Source organism: Pseudoalteromonas sp. Bsw20308, from assembly GCF_000310105.2.
Taxonomy (GTDB): Bacteria; Pseudomonadota; Gammaproteobacteria; order Enterobacterales; family Alteromonadaceae; genus Pseudoalteromonas; species Pseudoalteromonas fuliginea.
Genome location: NZ_CP013138.1, coordinates 1,715,767 through 1,735,957, shown reverse-complemented (window position 1 = coordinate 1,735,957; position 20,191 = coordinate 1,715,767). Strand labels below are relative to the sequence as shown.

Here is a 20,191-nt window from a genome sequence, read left to right as displayed (position 1 = left end):
CTTAGTTAGCCTTGCAATAATGATTAATAAAATCGATATGGCTCGGTAAACTATTTGCTTTTTTAGCCACATGGTTTTTTATTGAATCTAAAAAGTGCTTTAACTCATCATCGCTCATGCTATCAACAATCGGGTGATAATTTTGCGGCACTAGCCCTTGCCCTAACATCACTTGTAACCACGAGGCTTCACCAAATAACTCTTGCTCTACTTTATAAACATGCCCACTTTGCTTAAATAGCTCGATGCGTCTGGCAAGCGACTCTGGTATTGGCATGTTTTTACAATAACGCCAAAAGTCGCTGTCAGTGCGCTGCGTTACGTGGTAATGCAGCACAATAAAGTCGCGAATATTTTCGGCTTCAAAGCGCATTTTGTTATTAAAGTCATCTTGATAGCACGACTCGATTGCTTTGGTTGGCATGTTTTGCATTAATCTTATAATGCTTTGCTGAATTAAATGAATACTGGTTGATTCAAGCGGCTCAATAAAACCACTTGCCAAGCCAATAGCAACACAGTTTTTGTTCCAATGTTTACGCCGTGTACCGGTGCGGTATTTAATAACGCGCGGCTCATTAATAGGTTTGCCTTCTACGTTATTGAGTAGCGCTGTTTTGGCTTCATCATCGCTCATGTATTTACTACAAAACACTAAACCATTACCACGGCGGCTTTGCAGCGGTATTTGCCACTGCCAACCACATTTATGTGCCATTGCACGCGTATATGGCACTATTGGGCTTACTAATTCGGTTTGTACTGCTACTGCGCTGTCGCACGGGAGCCAATGGCTCCAATCTTCGTATCCGGTGTGTAGTGCTTGCTCTATTAATAAACCTTTAAAGCCGGTGCAATCTATAAATAAATCGCCCTCAATAATTTGCCCGTCACCTAAAGTAAGTGATTTTATAAAGCCATTAGTGGGCTCTAAGTTAACTTTGCTTATCATGCCTTCTATACGTTTAGCGCCGTTTTGCTGTGCAAAATTTCGTAAAAATTTAGCGTACAAACCGGCATCTAACTGATAAGCATGGTTACGGTCTTGATTCGGTATTACGGCAAATTTACCCAAGCGACTTGCTACGTGCTCTGTGCAATAATCACCAATATCGGCAGCTACACCTTGTTGCATACCTTTTAGCCAAAAGTGCTGAAAACCTGCAGCCCAACAACCTTGCCCCACATAACCAAATGAGTGAAAGTAGCTTTGCTGGTTTTGTTTCCAGCCCTCAAACGATATGCCTAATTTAAACGTGGCATTAGTGGCTGCCATAAATTCTGATTCGCTAATTTTTAGTAAATCATGAAATATATGCAGCGTAGGAATAGTTGATTCCCCGACCCCTACGGTAGGTATTAAATCGGATTCAACCAAGCATATTTCAATATTTTTACCTAGCAGTTTTGCCATTGCAGCGCTGCACATCCAACCTCCGGTGCCGCCACCTGCTATTACTATTTTTTTAATTGCATTTTGATTCATAATCCAAACCTTACAAGTACGCTTAGCGTCTTAATTTATTTTGTAATTCGGCTCTTAATTTACGCGCTGTTAGCTCATTCATCGGCTTTGTTAAAATAGCCTGTGCGGGCTCTGGTATGTGGGTAAATTCGTTATCAGCAAATACGTAGTAATTAAACAAACGTTGCCATGCGGCGCGCTCATGCTTTGGTAAGTTACGTATATTTAAAATTGCGTGGTGCAACGCATTAGTCGGCTGCCCATACACCGCTGGCGTATTTTTAAACCAATAATTAAACAGTATATTTAAACTGCCAAGCCCCTCTACTTGGTGCCACCACATGCTGGGTAATATAAGCGCATCGCCTGCTTCAAGATCAACGGTAATTGCCGCTTTTATTGCCTGCTCAAACTTAGGGTATTGCGTGAAGTTGGGCGCAGTTGTGGTAGTTAAGCTTATTGGCTGACCGCCGGGTGCTTTATCAAGCGGGCCTATGTATAAATTATCTATTTGATCGGGGGCAAATAAAGTAAAACGCCTTTTACCTGCAACGCAACATGCTAAATTTTGTGCTACGTCGTAATGTGCTGGTACGGTAACCTTTCCGCCTGCCCATACATTAAATAAACAGCCTTCGTTTAATGCGTTAACGTGGCAGTGATTAACCAAACCAGGTAAGCACTGTGCAATGCTAGTAGAGCCAATGTATAAAGTGTCGGCTTGTGGATTATTTGCAGTTTGCGTTATTTGCTCAAGCGCATTAATAAATGCCGCTTGCTGATTAGTAAAATTAAAACCACTCATATCGGGGTTATACCCTACAACCCCATTTTGACTGGCGGGTATTGTGCAAGTGTTAACTAAAAAACCTTCGTAAAACGGCGTTAAATAATCAATCGCTGCACTGTCTGACTTTTTGGCGGCAATAACGAGGGGCCAATCGCTCACAAACCCTTTCAGTACAATAGGCACAGGCGAGTTTAAAAGTTCCTTGGGTAACGTACTGGGAGTTAAGCCACTCAGGGTTTGAATATTATTTGCTAAATTTTCCATAGCTAATTACTTATACAGCGTGCTTTTGTAGCATAAGTTGCTCGTTTTTAAGCGCCACTAAATCACGCACATGTACTTGCGATGCAATGATCATGTATATAGACGCTAAATACCCTTGTGAGTGAAGCTGCGCAATTGCATCGCTACTTAGCTGGTTAAGCGAGTCTTCGTTTATGGTATAAAAACCGAGTAAGTTATGTTTAAGCCCGTTTAATAAATCAAGCTCTAGCGATACCGATTCAAGCAAACCATGTTTAATCAAAGTTTTAATAAATGGCTGATTTTCTTGCAAACCATGATGCAGGTTATCAAGCACATTTATTATGTTTTCGAGGTAATCGCTATTCCCGCCGTGTTCTAAAAATAAGTTAATACCCTGCTTTATTGACACTTTTGGCGAGTCTAAATCAATGCTAAGCATGCGCTCTTGCGTTGCCACACCGTTTTGCATTGTATTTTGAGTCGCTATAGCAAAAGGCAGTCGCTGCATACTTAGCGGAATGTAGTGTGCTTGCCATTGCTGCTGGTTTACTAAAAATAAGTTTTCGTCTTTATTTATGCCGTACAAACACACCGGCGAAAATGTATTTGTTGTATCGTCTTTGATAAAAAATATTGGGTAATGTGCTTGAGCGACTCTAAATTCGCTCACAAATGTTTCGCTATACCAAACCCCGTCACCTAAGTGTGTGCTGCGTGCAGGGTTTATTTTTAAATGCTGATGTTCAACATTATTTAATAATGCATGATTGGCCATGGATTGTGTGCTCCAATTGTTGTTGTGTGCCTTTACCTATTGCTACACATTAAATGTAACCAACAAGTTAAATTCATATTGACTATAACAGCTGGATATTATTATTACTAGGTTAATTTAGGCAAATAAAAAGCCGCAAAATGCGGCTTTTATAAGGTTACTACAAGTGTAATTTATTAAAAATTATAACGAACACCTAAACCGTAACGAGAGCCTGTTTGAGTGATGTTATAAATCAGCTCTTGCTTACGCCCGTACGATGTTACGTACTCGTCAGTAATGTTTATACCTTCAATAAATACGGTAAGTCCCTCTACTGCGGGTACTTCGTAACTTACGTTAAAGTCTATTTGGTAATACTCATCGGTGTAAATTGGTGCGGTTAAATCGCCATTTACACGACGCTCATTTAAAAACGAGTCGCGCCAGTTATACGCAATACGTGCTTGTAAGCCTTCTTTATCGTAAAAGAATACCACGTTTGCCGTGTCACTTAACCCGACAAGTGCTTCTGTATCCTCAAGTGAGTCATTGTCATATTCAAGACCCGAGTCAACCATGGTGTAGTTAAAAATACCACCAAAGCCTGACTCACCAAATAAGTGCTGAATATTAAATTCAAAGCCATCAATGGTATATTCTTGGTCGCCATTTACAGGCACGTTTATTCTAAAGTTAATTGGATCATCTGTTTCTGGGTCACCAACAATTGTGCCGCCGTCTAATTCACCATCTTCATCAAACTTAGGTTGCACATTTGGATCATCAGCAAAGTTTTCAAATATGTAATTTCTGATGTCTTCGTTAGATGCATTACCACCTAGTGCGCTTGATGCGGCTCTAAATTTTTCACCATTTAATGGGTCATATAAGTTAAATATATTTGAGTCGATAGTGCCTGTAGTTATCCAGTTTGTTACGTCTTTTTTAAAGTAACCAAACGAAATATAGCTACCTTCGCCGTAATACCATTCACTAGATAAGTCGTAGTTAATTGATTCAAGCGGTTTAAGTCCTGGGTTACCAGAGCCACCCGAATAACCACTTAAGCTACCACCGGTATTAATAGTTGTACCGCCTTGTAGTTGGCCGTAACCCGCTCTTGAAATAGTTTTGCTCGCTGCTGCACGAATCATTACATCTTCAACAATTTCGATATTAAAGTTAATATTTGGCAGGAACTGGCTGTAATCTGCAGATTGGCTTAGCGTTTCAATACCGGTAACACCCGTTACTGATGTGGCTGTATCTTCGTTCCATTCTACGCGGCTGTAACCGGGTGCAGTTGCTTTAGAAAATACATCTGTTTTTTCGTAGCGTAAGCCAATTTGCAGGTCGAAGAACATGCCACTCAATTCGCCTTTGTAATTTACTTGTGCAAAAGCAGACTGCGTTTTTTCTTCTGTAAAGCGGTTTGTTGCTGCATCCCAGTCGGTTGAGGCACAAAATTGTCCCTCGCCGTTTGGTCCTGCCGCTGCGCCGTCAGCTGCTTTACAATCACCGTAAAGGTTATCTACGTTGGCAATGGGATCTGCGTACTCTGCTGCATTTACAATCGCGTCAAAGTCGGCAAAAAAGATTGTATTAAATAAATCATATTCGCCTTGTGTTGCAGTGCCTTCAAAGTTGCCCGCCTTAGCTTGAAACTTATCTAAAATAGTATCTTGGCGCCAATCAATATCAGCAAAGTCGCCCTCAACACCAACTCCACCCCAATCTGGGCGCTGTACTTGCGTATGACGATAATGGTTATTTACTTTATTAACTGCAACACCAAAATCAATACTTAAACTGTCGTCAAAGAAGTACTTACCTGAGATTTGTGTTTGATCGATTTCTGAATCGTATTTGTCGTTTGCAAACCAGCTACCAGATAAACGCATGGTGCTCGGGTTAAAGTTTTCAATGTTACCAATAGCAATGCCGGGTAAGTCGCCGGTTAAATCAAGCCCGGTACGTGAACGTGTGTACGACGGTAACTGAATATTATTACGTGTACCGTGGCGTGGATCAGTTGCTTTCATTGATGCTTTTGAACTGTGATGATCAAACTCTAGATTAAGTTGATCCGATACCGCCCATTCTAGGTTAAAGCCTAATGAATCTGTTTTTTCTTCGCGACCCCAAGAACCTACCGTAAGCGACGTATCGCGGTAATCGGCATCACTTTGGATGTCATAAATTTCTGAGTAAATAAGTGGGTACGCGTTAGGCTCGCCCGCCCAAACAGATTCACTTCTGTCGCCAGCGTAGTTAAACCAAACTGAGGCATCAGTGTGCTGCTCTTCAACGGTTGTTTTAAAGCCTGTGTAATCAAGGGTTGCTGTAATGTTTTCAACAGGTTGATATTGAAATACCAACTGACCATTTACACGTTCACGTTGACGCTCTTCAAACACATAACGTGGTTGTTGCGGGTTTGAGTAAATACCTGATGTAGGTCTGTTTGCTCCGCCTTCTGCGCCTGCAGGTACACCACCCCATCCTGTATTTGTGTAATCAGATGCTCTGTAGCCTTGATCTTGTATAAACTGTTGCATACCGCTTTCACGGTCTTGATAGCTACCTGAAATAGATATACCAAATTTATCATCACCAAATGTTTGCGAATATAAACCGCTTAGCTCTGGTGTAATGCTGCCCTCGTCGGTTGATTGATCGTCTACAGCTTTTACGCCAAACGATGCTTTTATACCTGGGCTATTTAAAGGTCTGTTGGTTGTTAAGTTTATAGTTGCGCCAATGCCACCTGAGGTAACACTTGCGTCTGATGTTTTATAAACTTGCACGCCCGATACGCTTTCAGATGCGACATTTGCAAAATCAAATGTACGGTCACCTGTTGTATTTGGAAGTTGGCGGCCATTAATAGTAATTAAGTTATTAGCAGGTCCAAATCCACGTACTGTTACGCGGCTACCTTCACCACCCGCTCTATCAATTGATACGCCGGTAATACGTTGTAGCGATTCAGCAAGGTTGGTATCAGGAAATTTCCCCATGTCCTCAGCCGAAATAGCATCGACAATACCAGAAGAATCGCGTTTAACATCCATAGAGCGTTGCAATGAACCTCTAATGCCGGTTACTTGTATTATTTCTACATCTTCACCGACAATGGTTTCGGCAGCGTAGCTTTGGTGAGGAAGCGTAACGGTACCCATTGCAGCGAGTATGGCTGTTGAAATTATCTTTTTCTTAAACATCATGATGCCTTTTTCTTATTTAATTATTATTGACGTACTGCAAGACTTTAAGAATTACTCGAAACATAATTGTAAACTATTTGTTTCTATTTACGGTCAATTAATAATTATTGTGTGTGTATGTTTTAAACGTTTTACAAAGACCACAACCAGTTTTAAATATGTGCCACCTAACTAAAAACCGTTAAATAACAGCATGTTTATGCTAATTCTTTGTGCTAGTTTTTTGCTTTAAAATATTTTCATTTTGTCATATGCCCTCAACTTCCTCTTATTTAGACCATTAATAAAAAATTAATGGTCACATTGACTATATCTTTTTAATGCAAATAAAAGCTGTAGCGGTGCTTACGCAGATAATTTGCCTTGTTTATAACTATTTTTATTAAGCGTGTTCATATGGGCTTATTGTTTGAATTTTTCCGTTTGAGTCGTGTTCTAGCTTAGCCATTTTCATACTGCGTAAATGAGTTTGCCCGCCCGATAACGTACTGTCGTGATAAAATAAAAACCAATCATCATTGTGCTTAACAATTGAGTGATGCGTGGTCCAACCAAGTACTGGGTTTAAAATAACGCCCTGATAGGTAAATGGTCCGTATGGGTTATCGCCCGTAGCGTATACAATTTTGTGTGTATCGCCCGTTGAGTACGAAAAGTAATAAACACCGTTGTGTTTATGTACCCAAGGGCCTTCAAAAAAGCGGCGGTTGTTATCGCATACTGTAATTGGCGAGCCGCTTTCATCTAGTACAACAACCTCTTTTACGTCTTCGCTTAGGCTGATCATATCTTCCGATAATTTTGCAACGCGCGCAGGAATTGCAGGTTCACCATTTTTTGGATACGTGCTTTGTTCATTAAATTCGTTGGTTTGCCAATTTTGTAATTGGCCGCCCCACAAGCCACCAAAATACAAATAATGGCTTGAGTCGTCATCTTCAAATACAGCAGGGTCAATACTAAATGTCCCTTGAATGTAATCGTCTTCGGCTTTAAATGGACCTGTTGGACTGTCACTTTTTGCAACGCCAATTCTAAAAATGCCTTGCTGATCGCGCGCCGGAAAGTAAAGGTAATACTGACCAAGCTTATGCGCGGCATCGGGTGCCCACATTTGCTTGCTTGCCCATTTTACGTCGTCTACACAAAGTGCTACGCCATGGTCTATGGCTTTGCCTGAGCTTTCGTCAAGCGAAAACACATGGTAGTCGCGCATTGCAAAGTGGTCGCCGTTATCATTAATTTCATTTTTTGATTCAATGTCATGCGATGGATAAATATACACTTTGCCGTTAAACACATGTGCAGACGGATCGGCGGTATACATGTGATCAACTAACACATTGTGGTTTTGTATTAACGAGTTGGCTCGTTGTAGGTCTTTTAACTGTTTAAGTTCAGCGTCACTTAACCCATTAGATGGGGGTGCTACTTGCGCTGTATTTTGCATTTTTACTCCTAGTATTGCCTGCCCACTTTGCACTTTTAAAAGGTGCAAAATGGACTGCTAAATTAGTTTATAGTTTTGTTATCAGCCAGCTGCGTTTGAATGCGCTTTACTTCAGGCTCGGTAAGTTTGTAACGTGTTATAAAAATTAAACATGCCACGGTACAAATTACTGGAATACCAGCAAAGGCGAGTAAAATGCCTGATAACGTGTATTCTGATTGCTCTTGATTAGGCACGTATGCATAGCCAGATAATATCCACCCTGCAATAGCACCGCCAATTGCAAAGCCTAGTTTTATTGCCAATAAATGACCAGAAAACGTAACAGCGGTTAATCTGCGACCAATTTTTAATGCCCCGTAGTCAACCGTATCTGCCACCATCGAAAACATAATTGGGGTAATTATCATGTGGGCAAAGTTAGCAATAAAGTAGACGATAAAAATGGTGACTATGGCGTCGCTCTCAAGTACGTAAAACATGCTGTGAGAAATAATTACGACCACTAAAGCGACTATAAATAATGTCTTTTTTTCAATAAATTTGGTTAAAAAGTTGGTAGACACAGCGCCTAGTACTGAGCCAATTGCTGAGAGTGTTAAAAAGTTAGAAGTAAGTGAGGCTTCTCCTACGTAGTACTTAATATAATGCGGTGCTACAGAGGCTCTAACGCCAATTAATATTAATGTTGCTAGACTTATAACGGCTATTACAACCCATTGATCGTTTTTAAATAAGCTTAAAAACTCAAGAAAGGCATTCTTTTTACTTTGCGCGGGTTTAACTTGTTTGGTTTCTTTGGTCATTTTAAAACACAGTAAAAAACAAGCCGCTGCAAGTCCGCCTAAAAACACCATGGCTAGCGGGTAACCTACTACATCGTCGCCGTCACCAAAAAAAGCAACCAGCTTAGGCAGTGCCCATACAATTACAAGCAGTGCTGCCATTGCCATTGCAAATCGGTATGACTGAAGCGATGCACGCTCTTTAGGATCGTTTGTCATTACTGCACCAAGTGCGCCGTACGGTATATTAATGGCGGTATAACACGTCATTAAAAGCCCGTAAGTAAAGTAGGCATATATAAGCTTGCCCGTAGAATCAAAATCTGGGGTTATAAATGCTAAGCAAGCAAACACACCGTAAGGCACGGCTAAAAATAATATATATGGGCGGTAAGAGCCCCAACGGCTGCGCGTTCTATCGGCAATACTACCCATTATTGGGTCGGTAATACCATCAAATAAACGAACCGCTAATAATAAGGTGCCCGCAGCGGCTGCAGATAAACCGTAAACATCGGTATAAAATATCAACATAAAGTTAGCGACCATTTGAAATACAATATTACTGGCTGTATCACCAAGGCCGTACCCTATTTTTTCTTTAATTGTGAGTGTGTGTTTTGTGTTGTTCATGTGTGCTCAATTTTCAATGCAAATCGATATAGTCAAAAATACTATATGCATTTTTGGCGCATGTAAACATTTATGTTACATTTTTAATCTACTGGTAATTTATTTAATACATGGCGCTAATTAAGCGTTAAATTTACTAACATACAAAGGCATTATTCGTTCAATAAAAAACCAACACCAAACCTAAGTCGAATATCGGCGTTAACGCGTAAAAACAGGTACAGTGTATAAAGTGATTAATTAAATAGATGTGATTGTTTTAAATAGGAATTATAAAAGCTTTTTATTTGCGCTTTACCCACCTTTTATATACCCTTAATAGTCTTTATAACAATATCTTCGTATAGCTTTGGCTGAGTAATTTATGCACTATAAAACATCAAACATTTCTAACAACATCGACGAAGAATCGATTCCTGATGACTGCATTAGCAATCTAACCGTAGATAATATTGTATTTGCTATTCATGAAGGTAAATTAAAGGTGTTGCTGGTTAAATATAACCGCGGCCTTGCAACAAGCCAGTGGGGTTTAATTGGTCATTGGGTTCGTAAAGATGAAAACTTAGACCTTGCAGCTCTGCGTGTTGTTAAAAGTACGACCGGTGTTGAAAACCTGTACCTAGATCAGTTAGGTGCGTTTGGCAACGTAGACCGCTACCCTGCTAGACGTATTATTACTATTGCTTATTATTCGCTCGTTCGCTTTGAAGAAACCAACCTTGTGAGCGGCGACAATGCCTTAGAGTGTGAATGGTTTGATGTGAATAGTGTACCGGCTTTAATGTTTGACCACGCCGATATTTTAAAAAGTGGCTTAAACTACTTACGCTATAAAGTAAGGCACGAGCCGATTGGTTTTAGCTTACTTCCAGAAAAATTTACCCTGCTTGAGCTTCAAGAAATATACGAGTCGATTTTAAATAAATCACTCGATAAACCTAACTTTAGACGTAAGTTTCAAAAAATGAACTTACTAATAAACTGCAAAGAAAAACAAACAAATGTAGCTCACAGAGCCGCGACTTTGTATCGTTTTGACATAAACGTGTATGAAAAATTAAGAGAGTTTGGTTTTACGTTTGAGTTTTAAGTATGCAAATATTAGTCAAAGCAATTAATTAAACAATCTTGATAAATTCTCTTAGGGAAATGAGCTTTGAATAACGACCTAATAGCTTTGTTATTCATTGCTTTGTTCAACAGGGGTAAAGCGCCACCCTTTGAAAACTAACTTACTTGCAGATCCATTACCACCAGATGAAGAACCACCAAAGCTTGCTTCATTTAATGCCGTGTCAAAGTGAATACCACCGGCGCCGCTTACAATAACGGTGTCTCCTAAAATAGACCCTTTAAAACCGACAGCCGAAGTAACTTTTACTTTTGTAAGTGGTGCGTATATAACAGCGTAAAGCTCTCGTGTACCGCCTGAAAACTCTATCCCAGTGTCATTTCCATTGTATGAACTATAAATACTAAAAACGGGTCGGCCTTCATTTGTAACTCCATTGTCAGGTACGTAAACTTGTGCCCCATTTCCTATCTTAAGCTTTCCTTTAATTATGATAGTTAAGCTACTGTTATCAGGGATCGTTAGCGAACTTGCGCCACTCATTGTAAAATCGCCAGCAACAAACATAACTGCATTATGATTACTTTTTACCTGCATTCGCCCTTTAATTGTCACATCATCAAAATAAAATATTTGAGTTGCTGAATCAAGAAAAGTAGCAGTTTTAGCATTGATGGCACCATTTGGAGTGCTACCAAAATCTACTAAAAAGTTAGCCGTGTTAGTTTCTAACTCGAGTAAGTCACCAGCTCTGCTATTGTTATTTATAAAAAGGTCAGGGCTTGTTGTATTAACTGACACGCCATCAATTGCTGTTGCAATACCAAGTGGATCACACGCAGTTAACCCTCTATTATTTTCACTCTCTGGTGTTATTTTTTCAACCGGCTCAATAGTTGGCATTGATATTTCTGTACTTGATACCCTGTAAGGTGAAAAAGCATATTCAGGAGTATCACCTTTAAAAGAGCCACGACCTGCATACCTTAAATCTTTACCTGCAATAGTGCTGCCCCACTGTTTAAGCGTCACATTGCCTTGAACACGCACTCCACCGTAGACACTGCCACCTGTTTGCTCATAATTACCTGATGTATAAACGCCGTTACGTATTGTTGTTTGATTAAGAGCGACTAAATCATATGAGCGAACAGTTCCCAGAATGGTATTACCTGTAATAGAAATTGGACCTGATGAACTAATATCACCACCAACCTGAGTTTGCTTTACTGATATAGACTGGTTTGCTGAAATACTACCCGAGACAGTACCACTACTTTGTGTGAAGCTTAAATATGCTGATGCATCCCCCCCAATGACCACGCCACCAGAGAGTATTAAATTTCCATTACTATGAATATTGCCTGTGACATCTGCGCCTTGCCTAATTGATAAGTTACTAGAGGATAAAACATCACCTTCAATTGTACCGCTACCATTTAGAGTAATATCACCAGTATCGTTAACTGTATTGACGAAAGACTCTTCTGAAGTATTTTTACTGCCATCATCTAGAGTGTCGTTATAATCCCCTAAAGACGAATCATAACTATCAATTAAGCCACTACCAGTAATTGCAACACCAGAGCACCCTGTAACCCCTTGGGAGAAAACAGAATCACTGGTGGTTCCGCCTTGACCTGCAACAAATTCGAATATGGCTTGCATTTGATCCTCGCCTTCAAAGCGAGTACCTTCACTTGAAATTAGTACATCACCGTTGCTATCAATTTTGATAGTTGCGTTATAAGTACTAGATTCAAGTGAACCAGTGCCTGAAACTTGGGTATTGTTAGCAATTAAATCATTAATAGTTATAGTAGGGTCTGCAAGTATTTCTGCTTCAAGTTTCTCTATGCTTGAAAATACCCCTTTTTCAGACATTAATCTTGCGTTTAGTTTTTTTTGAAAGTTACCACTCAAACGCTCTTGAATAACACTATCCCTAATCGTGCTCAGTACAACAATTGAAGCCATTGATGTTAAAATAAGTACAGTAACAAGCGTAAAGCCGGATGTGTTTTTCATTTATTGAAACGCCTTATTCATTACTATCTGTGAAAGAGATATATCAATAACTAAACGCTTATTAAATTGGCTTGGTAGATTTATAGGCTCAACAAAAATGCTCACCATATTATTATCAATTGCATAGCTAATTGTATTAACGCCTTTTAATATTTTGACCTTGCCGTTGCCAATATCGCAAAATAATGAGTCGTTTTCGTGGCTATATTCTTCGGTAAATGCAGCATTAATTATAGAGCCTGTGCAAGCAAGTACACCCGCTTCTTGAGTAACTTTTAAAATTTTATTGCTATAAGTAGGAATTGAGTTGGTTTGCTTTAAACTTCGTGTAAATATCTTGCTGCTAAATCGGATCACATCTAGCGAATTTTCTAAGTCTTTCACCGTCGTGGTACTATTGTTAATTGAAGAATAAGCCAAACTCACACCGCCTAATAAAAACATACCAGCAGCAAGCGCGACCATAAGTTCGATTAAAGTAAAACCCCTGTGCTTATTAATTAACTGTTTCATGGAGTACATCCGGCGGGTAATGTTGGGAAACTGCCCGTAATTACAACGCGATTTTCTAAATTATCAGTCAAGCGCTTATCTTGCCATGTTACTTCAACCGACAGCTCATTTGAAAAATTAGCAGGTAAAGTGAGTGTATATGCATCAATTTGCGGAGATAAATAGCTTCTAAAACCAGCGTCATTGTATAAATCTGGATTGGTTTGTTGCAACTCACATAAGTGAGGCCAAATGCGCTCTAAAACATTATTAGCTTCAATGATGGACACCGTATAATTAAAACTATTTGTAATATATTGCAATGATTTTAATTGCCCTGATGCTAATCCTAATAAAGCAATGGTCGCAACAATTAATGCAATCATAACCTCTAAAAGAGAAAATCCTTTGCTGTAGTTTGTTAGCATATTTCAGGGTCCTCAGCTAACCAACTTTGTCCACTTTGTAAAATACATAGAACAAAATCGGCAGTTGTACTGTCGCTATCGCTCACTAAAATTTGATACGTTTTATCTAATTCACCTGAGTTTGTAACCTCAATATCTTTTAAATCTACAGAAATACTACTGTGTGTAATTTCAAAAACATTTAAAGTAGTTTGCGTCGAATTAATTGCCGTTTTTGCCAGCCATTGATTATTCTCAACTTTAAGGAAAGTAGTTTGGTCTCTCTTGATTGCCTCACTGCGTGCAAATTTAAAAACACTGTGCAGTTGATTCGAGTTTGTAACTAGTCTATCTCGCTTTATAAATGTAATAAACGAAGGAGTCGCAACTGCTGCTAAAATGCCGATTATAGTTATTGTTATTAAAATTTCGAGTAAAGTAAAACCAATGTTTTTTTTTACCAACATTGGGATTTACTCGCTGATTTAGTGCCGCTTTGGTTTACTGATAACTTGCCACACTCATCACCACTTTGCGCGCCTTTAGGTGTAACTTCTATTATGAATTCAGAACCATTTGAAGCGCCTTTACTTGCATCACTTGTATATTTAAATGAGTAATAATCTGAAGCCGAAAAAGTAAAGGTAGCAGGATAGCCACCAACACGAGTGTACTGTCTTTCTAAAACAGCCGTTTGCTGTAATAAAACCTGTTGAACATCGGCTCTGCGACTTTGTTGTATATAGCTCGTATAACTTGGAAGTGCAACTGCGTATAAAATCCCAATTATTACAATTACTATCATTAATTCAGTAAGGGTAAACCCACTATTTTTTTTTAGCCGCTGCGTTTTCAATTATTTCATTCCATTAATTTACAGTCAGGATACCGTTCTTAAAAATAAAGATGTGCGTATATTTATTAATACTTAGTAACTTTTATTTGGTCAATTATATAATAAGTTTAATTTTTTAGAAGCTTCAAGATAACTTTAGTCATGCCGTTATTTAATGAAACAACAAAATCATCCAATTAGTGTGAAGCCCAAAAGAGCTTACCACATATAAACCTCCCGTTGAGCTTGTTATATATTAACAAGCTTCTGAAAATTGTTATCATTTAACAATATACATCACTTATTGATATTTGCAGCAACATGTTTAATCTTTAGGCAAGGCAGAGCCTATGCAGTACGGTTATTCCCCATAAATAGGCGATAACGTAGCATAAATACCAAACATGCGCTGCCCGAAGGGTTCTGCCTAGGTGCAATTTACTCTGTGTTACCTAAATGGATTTAGGTAAGGGGCGTGAGCAGGACACGGAAGCTTTGCTCGGTTTTTACTTATTCTTACATGGATGTAAGTCATTAGGGTAACGCAGAAGCAGTTACCGAGCCCACTAGGTTACAAACCTCACGCCGCGATTAAATCGCCCCTAGATTGAACACCTTCCTATACCTATATTTGAATGACTCTGCATTGTAGTTTTTCTCATCAAAATGCATTGCACTTTGCAAAAAAGAGCAATAACAACCGGCCCCTTTTCTTTTAGAAATAATTAAATTATTATAAATCAATAGATTAAGAATTTATGTGTCTTGGAATAATTCCTGCTATATCAAATTAGGAAAATAAAACACAAAGGCATAACAATGAAAATAGTGTGTATAGGCGGCGGTCATGGATTAGCGCAGGTTTTAAGCGCAATTAAACCAATGTGTAATAGTTTAACAGCAATTGTCGCAACAACTGATAACGGGGGAAGTACGGGAAAAATAAGGGAATCTCAAGAATGCATTGCTCTGGGTGATATTAGGCGCTGTTGTCTGCAACTTGCAGAAAATAGAAAGGCACTTAACTCAATTTATGAACACCGGTTTTCAGAAGGTGTGTTAGACGGCCATTGTTTAGGCAACTTAACGTTATTGGGCTTAACTGAGCTCACCAAATCTCCCACCAAAGCTGTTGCTTACTTTAATGCAATACTTGGTAATTCAGAAACCGTTTTACCTATGACAGAGATCCCGACAGATCTAATCGCCACCCTTAAAAATAATAAAGAGATCTTTGGTGAGTGTGCTATTGATGCGTTAGACACATTACCAACAAAAGTGCATTTGTCTAAAAATGTGCCCGCAGCGCCAGGGTGCGTAAGTGCTATTTTGGAAGCCGATTTAATCATAATTGGTCCAGGCAGTATTATTACAAGTGTTATGCCTGCCTTTTTAGTAGAAGAGATCTCTTTGGCTATTCAAGAAACATCTGCCTGTCGTATTTTCATTGAGAACACAACACTAGAAAATAGCGTCATGAAACACACGTCAACTACTGGGATCGACTGGCTACAAGAGCACCTAGGTTTTAAAATATACGATTTAAGTATTTCACCTTCTGCAATTGAAGAGATTTTTAACGACAATAAAAATGCACTACAGTCCAGAGAACATTTACATGATATTGACGAACTAAAAAACATATTCTCGGAGTTACTTAAAGTACCAATTCAGCTTTGTGAGCAATCTTGATTGCTTGCAATAATAAATGCCATTTCGTTGAATGTTTGCTTGCTTTGCACTTCGACTATTTCTAGAAGATTATGTAAATCCTTTTTTGAGTGCTCGGTTTTTATAAGTTCCTCAATATATTTACATGTATCACCTAGCGCTATCGCACCAAAGCTATAACAACTGCTTTTAAGACTATGTGCGTTAATTTCTATTTCATCACGCTCATTTGAATTAAGTATTATCGCCATTGTTTTTTTTGATTCGTCGACAAAAAATTTTAGTAGTTCAACAGCTGTGTCGTCGCCAATATCATTCTTGAGCTGTTCTATTACCGCTAAATCTATCATATCTACCTTTTGGAGTTTATTATGAATTACCAAGTTATTTTGTTTGTTGACTCTTCCATGTTGGGGGGGATTGAAACCCACATCGTTGAATTATCAAAACTACTGAGTAAAAATAATGTTCGTAGCTCAATTTTATTTTATAAAAATCATGGCAATCAAAAATTTTATGATTTATTGATTAAAGAAAACATAAGGTATGACTTTTTACAAGGGAAAATTAAAAACCTCGCTAATAAACTACTCAGTTATGATAACAACACTGTCGTTCATACGCATGGCTATAAGGCAGGTATATTAGGCCGATTAGTATGTAACATTATAAACAAACGCTGTATTAGCACATACCATGCTGGCGAAGTTGGGAATGGAAAAGTTAAATTTTATAATAAACTAGATCAATGGCTTTCATCGTTATCTATAAATTTTGCGGTCTCAAACAAAATAAAAAATACAATTAGCAATGTAAAATTACTTGAAAATTTTATCTCTTTACCAGCGCCTTCAAAACCGGTTATTCATACATCAACTATCAAGATTGGGTTTGTTGGCAGGCTTTCTTATGAAAAAGGACCAGATATATTTTTTCAATTAGCTGAAAACATGAAACAGTCTAACAATGTTGAATTTCACATTTTTGGTGACGGCCCTCTAAAAAATAAAATACCTGTTATAAATAACCTACATTATCATGGCTTAACTGAACGCAATAATATATGGAATCAAATAGATGTCTTACTTATTTGTTCTAGAGAAGAAGGCTTGCCTATGACATTATTAGAAGCAATGTCTCAGCATAAACTGGTTATAAGCAGTGCTGTTGGCGCTATACCAAGTATCATTAAAAATAACAAAACTGGTTTTTTAATGAGTGTTGGTGATGCTAAAGATTGTCAAAAAAGCATAGAGCAATTAATTGATTTCCCTCCCCAAGCAAAAATTAACTTATTAAATGACGCATATAACATGCTAGAGGAGCGTTTCTCTGGTAAAAAACAATTTTTATTGCTTCACCAAGCGTATACAGGAAAATAAACTATTCATTTTCTTCCCAGCTTTTAATCTTTCGATAAAGTGTCGATGGGCTAACATCAAGTAGTGAAGCGGCTTTAGGTATATTTGATGAACATATTTTTATTACACGTTCAATATATTCTTTTTCAGCTAGCCATAATGCTTTAACATCATTTTGTGTATTCGGTAAATCGTCAATTAATATATTCGCAGGTTTAGTTTGAAGACTCATTGGCGCTGGTTCAATCGCTTTTTTTGAATTTTCAGGTAAAGCGGGAAGCATATCAATATCTATAAATGCCTCTGGATGGAGTACCAATACATTACGAATCACATTTTCTAACTGCCTTACATTACCAGGCCAACTATATTGCATAAGTAATTGCTTAACCCCCCCTGCCATGCCTTTATATGGATGACCTTCGTCTTTCGCTATTTTAACAAATAAAGCTTCAGCAATTTCTATAATATCTTGGCCGCGCTCTCTTAGTGGCGGTAATTCAATAGGTATAACATGTAATCTATAATATAAATCTTCTCTAAACCGGCCACTTTCCACTTCAACTAATGGATCTCTATTTGTTGCACACACAAATCTAACATCTACTTTTACAACTTTCTCACTGCCAACTTGTTGATAGCTACCTGTTTGTATAAAGCGAAGTAATTTACTTTGTAGGTTAATGTCCATTTCACAAAGTTCATCTAAAAACAATGTTCCACCATCGGCTTGACCTGCAGCGCCAACGCGATTCGCAATTGCCCCCGTAAAAGCACCTTTTAAATGACCAAAAATTTCACTCTCAATTAAATCTTTAGGGATAGCCGCGCAGTTTAGTGCAACAAAAGGTTTATCAGCGCGATTTGAAGCTTGATGAACTGCACGAGCACATAGCTCTTTTCCCGTACCACTTTCACCTGTAATAAATGCAGTGGCTTTACTGGCGGAAGCAGAACTTATAATTTGATAAACAGATTGCATCTGTTTTGAACTACCAATCAAATCAAAGTATTTTCCGTTTTCGTATTTGTTTTTGTATTGGCTAACCGTTTGTTTTAAGTTTTTAATTTTTAACGCATTATTAACTGTAATCCGAAAACGGTCGGCTTCTATTGGTTTTTCTAGGAAGTCACATGCACCTAGCTTTATTGACTGAATCGCTATTTCTTTTGTAGCATGCCCTGTTAATACAACAACTTGTGGACAGTTTTCTGGATCAAATGTAGCAAGGATGTCTAATCCATTCATATCCGGTAGCATTACGTCGAGCACGATTAGATCAGGCTGCACCTTATTAATAATCGCTATTGCAGTTGCACCATCACTTGCCACGAGTGTATTTACTCCTGTCGGTAATAAATATGACTGGTACATCATTGCAAGAGATTGAGTATCTTCGACAATTAACACTGTTGGTGGCATAGTTAATTCCTTGTTAGTAAGCCAAAAAGAAGCTGTGAATCTGTAATGATTTAACTATAAAAGGTTAATTAAAGCAAATTCAATTAATTACAATAAGCGAAGCATCATCAATTTCTTTTGAAAGCGTAACCTGTGAGTTTTCCCATAACGTGTTAGCAAACTCAGCATGAGCGTGTTTATCTAACGGTATAATTTTAGTTAATTCACATATTTCATCTTTATCGGTAAAGCGGTTTTCAGTCCAGCCATCCGTGTATAGTAAAATATGTTCAACGTTATCAAGCGCTGCTTCATAAAGTGTATAACTATGATCTTGAGCGAGACCAAGCAGTGGACCGGTGCCTTTTAATTGACAAATTTCGCCTGTTTTTCGCAAAACGACAGGTGGAGGATGACCTGCATTTAACCAATATATTTTATTATTTTTTAAGAAAAATATGACAAGCGTAACTAAACTAGATTTACATAGCTGTTGTTTATAGATCGCGTTATTTAAAGCCACTAACATTTTTTGATAAGGAAGACCGGTTGCCAAAAAGCCACTTATAAAACCTTTAATAGCAAAGCTTTCTTTTAATGCTTGTAATCCGTGTCCCATCATATCACCTAGAATAAAAGCACTGCATTCATCATTAATGGGCATAAAAAAATCACCGCCGTTACCCAAACTAATTGAACCAAAAATATGAGCGGTTTTCTCATCTTGTAAATGAATTTTAGAAGGCGCTGACTCAAAAGTAGTTTGATAAGACAAGTAAGCAAAACGATGAGTTACACGTTCGATGCTTTGTAGTAACTTATTTTTTTTAATCGGTTTAATTAAATAATCGTCAACACCTAAGCGATTTATTTTATGTATCACTTCATCACTGTCATCGCCAGTTAACATAACAACTGATAGTTGCGACTTTAAATTAGACTTATTAAGTTTTTCTAATAAGGGCTCACATGTCCCATTTTTTAATTTATGATCCAGTAATAAAATACTTGCGTCAGCGGTTAAAATTGCCTGCCATCCTGATTCTATACTTTCACAGGCAATCACTTGAAATTTATCATTTAGATAAGCGCTCATGAGGGCAAGCTGAGTGACATCATCATCAACATAGATAATCGTTGGACGCCTATCTATTTGCTCTAAAGGGAATGAAAAAAAGTTTTTGCCATTTTTCGTTATATAATCTGCGTCCTTAAAATAATAACGAATTAACTCAACTCCCATTCCTCCTTCAACGAGTTTTCCAGAGTCTATTTTCCACGATGAATTGTTGTTTTTAAAAAGGTTATATGGGGCTAGCTCATCAATGAATGTTAATATGTAGCTGTCGCTACTAGGCTGGCTAATACGTAATAAAATTTGATGCTCAGAACCTTGGTTGTGTCTAATTAGATTTGTTAAATACTCTGTAGTAACTAAGCCTGCGGCATCCACCTCATCCTTTTTTACATTGAGCGCTCTTAAAACGTGCTTTAGAATGAGGCGAATCTCAGTCAATGTTGGCCATAGTAGTTCAAAGCGTCTTTCAAATAATATATCCATTGCACC

17 protein-coding genes are annotated in these 20,191 nt (G+C 38.2%); 3 read left to right on the top strand and 14 right to left on the bottom strand.

Annotated features, from left to right (window positions below):
* Position 1 precedes the first annotated feature (1 nt).
* The 6 genes from D172_RS07455 to D172_RS07425 form a co-directional block, all read right to left on the bottom strand.
* On the bottom strand, positions 2-1,486 hold the full coding sequence (locus tag D172_RS07455) for a tryptophan halogenase family protein (protein ID WP_007375184.1): 1,485 nt from the start codon (positions 1,484-1,486) through the stop codon (positions 2-4).
* 22 nt (positions 1,487-1,508) lie between these two features.
* Positions 1,509-2,519 carry a cupin-like domain-containing protein gene (locus D172_RS07450; protein WP_007375185.1) on the bottom strand — a complete coding sequence of 337 codons (1,011 nt, stop codon included), beginning with the start codon at positions 2,517-2,519 and terminating at the stop codon, positions 1,509-1,511.
* Between the two features lie 10 nt (positions 2,520-2,529).
* A complete protein-coding gene (locus tag D172_RS07445) occupies positions 2,530-3,276 on the bottom strand; it encodes a SapC family protein (protein WP_007375186.1) in 747 nt (248 codons plus the stop codon).
* Positions 3,277-3,452: 176 nt separating this feature from the next.
* Complete coding sequence (locus D172_RS07440) at positions 3,453-6,482, bottom strand: TonB-dependent receptor (protein WP_007375187.1); 3,030 nt, start codon at positions 6,480-6,482, stop codon at positions 3,453-3,455.
* Positions 6,483-6,867: 385 nt separating this feature from the next.
* Positions 6,868-7,935: a glycoside hydrolase family 43 protein gene (locus tag D172_RS07430; protein ID WP_007375188.1), complete on the bottom strand. Its 1,068-nt coding sequence runs from the start codon at positions 7,933-7,935 to the stop codon at positions 6,868-6,870.
* A 62-nt stretch (positions 7,936-7,997) separates the two neighbouring features.
* The gene (locus D172_RS07425; RefSeq protein ID WP_007375189.1) at positions 7,998-9,353 is read right to left on the bottom strand and encodes an MFS transporter; all 1,356 of its coding nucleotides are present in this window, start codon (positions 9,351-9,353) and stop codon (positions 7,998-8,000) included.
* A gap of 364 nt (positions 9,354-9,717) precedes the next feature.
* Between D172_RS07425 and D172_RS07420 the strand changes: the two genes are divergently transcribed.
* Entirely contained in the window at positions 9,718-10,446 is a 729-nt protein-coding gene (locus D172_RS07420; protein WP_007375190.1) for an NUDIX hydrolase, read from the top strand.
* Between the two features lie 90 nt (positions 10,447-10,536).
* Here D172_RS07420 and D172_RS07415 read toward each other — a convergent pair whose 3' ends face one another.
* Genes D172_RS07415 through D172_RS07395 form a run of 5 tightly spaced genes read right to left on the bottom strand, consistent with a single transcriptional unit; the run spans position 10,537 to position 14,211 of the window.
* Complete coding sequence (locus D172_RS07415; RefSeq protein WP_007375191.1) at positions 10,537-12,456, bottom strand: DUF7305 domain-containing protein; 1,920 nt, start codon at positions 12,454-12,456, stop codon at positions 10,537-10,539.
* A complete protein-coding gene (locus D172_RS07410) occupies positions 12,457-12,969 on the bottom strand; it encodes a PilW family protein (protein ID WP_007375192.1) in 513 nt (170 codons plus the stop codon). It abuts the gene before it with no gap.
* Positions 12,966-13,376: a type IV pilus modification PilV family protein gene (locus D172_RS07405; RefSeq protein ID WP_007375193.1), complete on the bottom strand. Its 411-nt coding sequence runs from the start codon at positions 13,374-13,376 to the stop codon at positions 12,966-12,968. Before D172_RS07405 ends, D172_RS07410 begins: the two co-directional genes overlap by 4 nt.
* A complete protein-coding gene (locus tag D172_RS07400; RefSeq protein ID WP_007375194.1) occupies positions 13,370-13,822 on the bottom strand; it encodes a GspH/FimT family pseudopilin in 453 nt (150 codons plus the stop codon). Before D172_RS07400 ends, D172_RS07405 begins: the two co-directional genes overlap by 7 nt.
* Complete coding sequence (locus D172_RS07395; protein ID WP_007375195.1) at positions 13,813-14,211, bottom strand: type IV pilin protein; 399 nt, start codon at positions 14,209-14,211, stop codon at positions 13,813-13,815. The genes D172_RS07400 and D172_RS07395 overlap by 10 nt, the downstream gene beginning before the upstream one ends.
* Positions 14,212-15,009: 798 nt before the next feature.
* On the opposite strand from D172_RS07395, the gene D172_RS07390 reads away from it, so the two are divergent.
* On the top strand, positions 15,010-15,882 hold the full coding sequence (locus D172_RS07390; protein WP_007375196.1) for a gluconeogenesis factor YvcK family protein: 873 nt from the start codon (positions 15,010-15,012) through the stop codon (positions 15,880-15,882).
* Here D172_RS07390 and D172_RS07385 read toward each other — a convergent pair.
* The gene (locus tag D172_RS07385; RefSeq protein WP_007375197.1) at positions 15,861-16,211 is read right to left on the bottom strand and encodes an Hpt domain-containing protein; all 351 of its coding nucleotides are present in this window, start codon (positions 16,209-16,211) and stop codon (positions 15,861-15,863) included. The genes D172_RS07390 and D172_RS07385 overlap by 22 nt on opposite strands.
* A gap of 21 nt (positions 16,212-16,232) precedes the next feature.
* On the opposite strand from D172_RS07385, the gene D172_RS07380 reads away from it, so the two are divergent.
* Positions 16,233-17,243, top strand: coding sequence for a glycosyltransferase family 4 protein (locus tag D172_RS07380; RefSeq protein ID WP_007375198.1), 1,011 nt, complete (start codon positions 16,233-16,235; stop codon positions 17,241-17,243).
* A gap of 1 nt (position 17,244) precedes the next feature.
* On the opposite strand, the gene D172_RS07375 is transcribed toward D172_RS07380, so the two are convergent.
* Together D172_RS07375 and D172_RS07370 are read right to left on the bottom strand one after the other, a co-directional pair.
* A complete protein-coding gene (locus D172_RS07375) occupies positions 17,245-18,645 on the bottom strand; it encodes a sigma-54-dependent transcriptional regulator (protein ID WP_007375199.1) in 1,401 nt (466 codons plus the stop codon).
* A 79-nt stretch (positions 18,646-18,724) separates the two neighbouring features.
* Positions 18,725-20,185, bottom strand: a complete 1,461-nt coding sequence (locus D172_RS07370; protein ID WP_008135518.1) for a SpoIIE family protein phosphatase — start codon at positions 20,183-20,185, stop codon at positions 18,725-18,727.
* Positions 20,186-20,191: the final 6 nt, after the last annotated feature.

What these genes read in the sequence shown, in the direction of transcription:
- D172_RS07455 (WP_007375184.1), bottom strand. Translation starts at nt 1,486, where the DNA reads ATGAATCAAAATGCAATTAAAAAAATAGTAATAGCAGGTGGCGGCACC.
- D172_RS07450 (WP_007375185.1), bottom strand. Translation starts at nt 2,519, where the DNA reads ATGGAAAATTTAGCAAATAATATTCAAACCCTGAGTGGCTTAACTCCC.
- D172_RS07445 (WP_007375186.1), bottom strand. Translation starts at nt 3,276, where the DNA reads ATGGCCAATCATGCATTATTAAATAATGTTGAACATCAGCATTTAAAA.
- D172_RS07440 (WP_007375187.1), bottom strand. Translation starts at nt 6,482, where the DNA reads ATGTTTAAGAAAAAGATAATTTCAACAGCCATACTCGCTGCAATGGGT.
- D172_RS07430 (WP_007375188.1), bottom strand. Translation starts at nt 7,935, where the DNA reads ATGCAAAATACAGCGCAAGTAGCACCCCCATCTAATGGGTTAAGTGAC.
- D172_RS07425 (WP_007375189.1), bottom strand. Translation starts at nt 9,353, where the DNA reads ATGAACAACACAAAACACACACTCACAATTAAAGAAAAAATAGGGTAC.
- D172_RS07420 (WP_007375190.1), top strand. Translation starts at nt 9,718, where the DNA reads ATGCACTATAAAACATCAAACATTTCTAACAACATCGACGAAGAATCG.
- D172_RS07415 (WP_007375191.1), bottom strand. Translation starts at nt 12,456, where the DNA reads ATGAAAAACACATCCGGCTTTACGCTTGTTACTGTACTTATTTTAACA.
- D172_RS07410 (WP_007375192.1), bottom strand. Translation starts at nt 12,969, where the DNA reads ATGAAACAGTTAATTAATAAGCACAGGGGTTTTACTTTAATCGAACTT.
- D172_RS07405 (WP_007375193.1), bottom strand. Translation starts at nt 13,376, where the DNA reads ATGCTAACAAACTACAGCAAAGGATTTTCTCTTTTAGAGGTTATGATT.
- D172_RS07400 (WP_007375194.1), bottom strand. Translation starts at nt 13,822, where the DNA reads ATGTTGGTAAAAAAAAACATTGGTTTTACTTTACTCGAAATTTTAATA.
- D172_RS07390 (WP_007375196.1), top strand. Translation starts at nt 15,010, where the DNA reads ATGAAAATAGTGTGTATAGGCGGCGGTCATGGATTAGCGCAGGTTTTA.
- D172_RS07385 (WP_007375197.1), bottom strand. Translation starts at nt 16,211, where the DNA reads ATGATAGATTTAGCGGTAATAGAACAGCTCAAGAATGATATTGGCGAC.
- D172_RS07380 (WP_007375198.1), top strand. Translation starts at nt 16,233, where the DNA reads ATGAATTACCAAGTTATTTTGTTTGTTGACTCTTCCATGTTGGGGGGG.
- D172_RS07375 (WP_007375199.1), bottom strand. Translation starts at nt 18,645, where the DNA reads ATGCCACCAACAGTGTTAATTGTCGAAGATACTCAATCTCTTGCAATG.
- D172_RS07370 (WP_008135518.1), bottom strand. Translation starts at nt 20,185, where the DNA reads ATGGATATATTATTTGAAAGACGCTTTGAACTACTATGGCCAACATTG.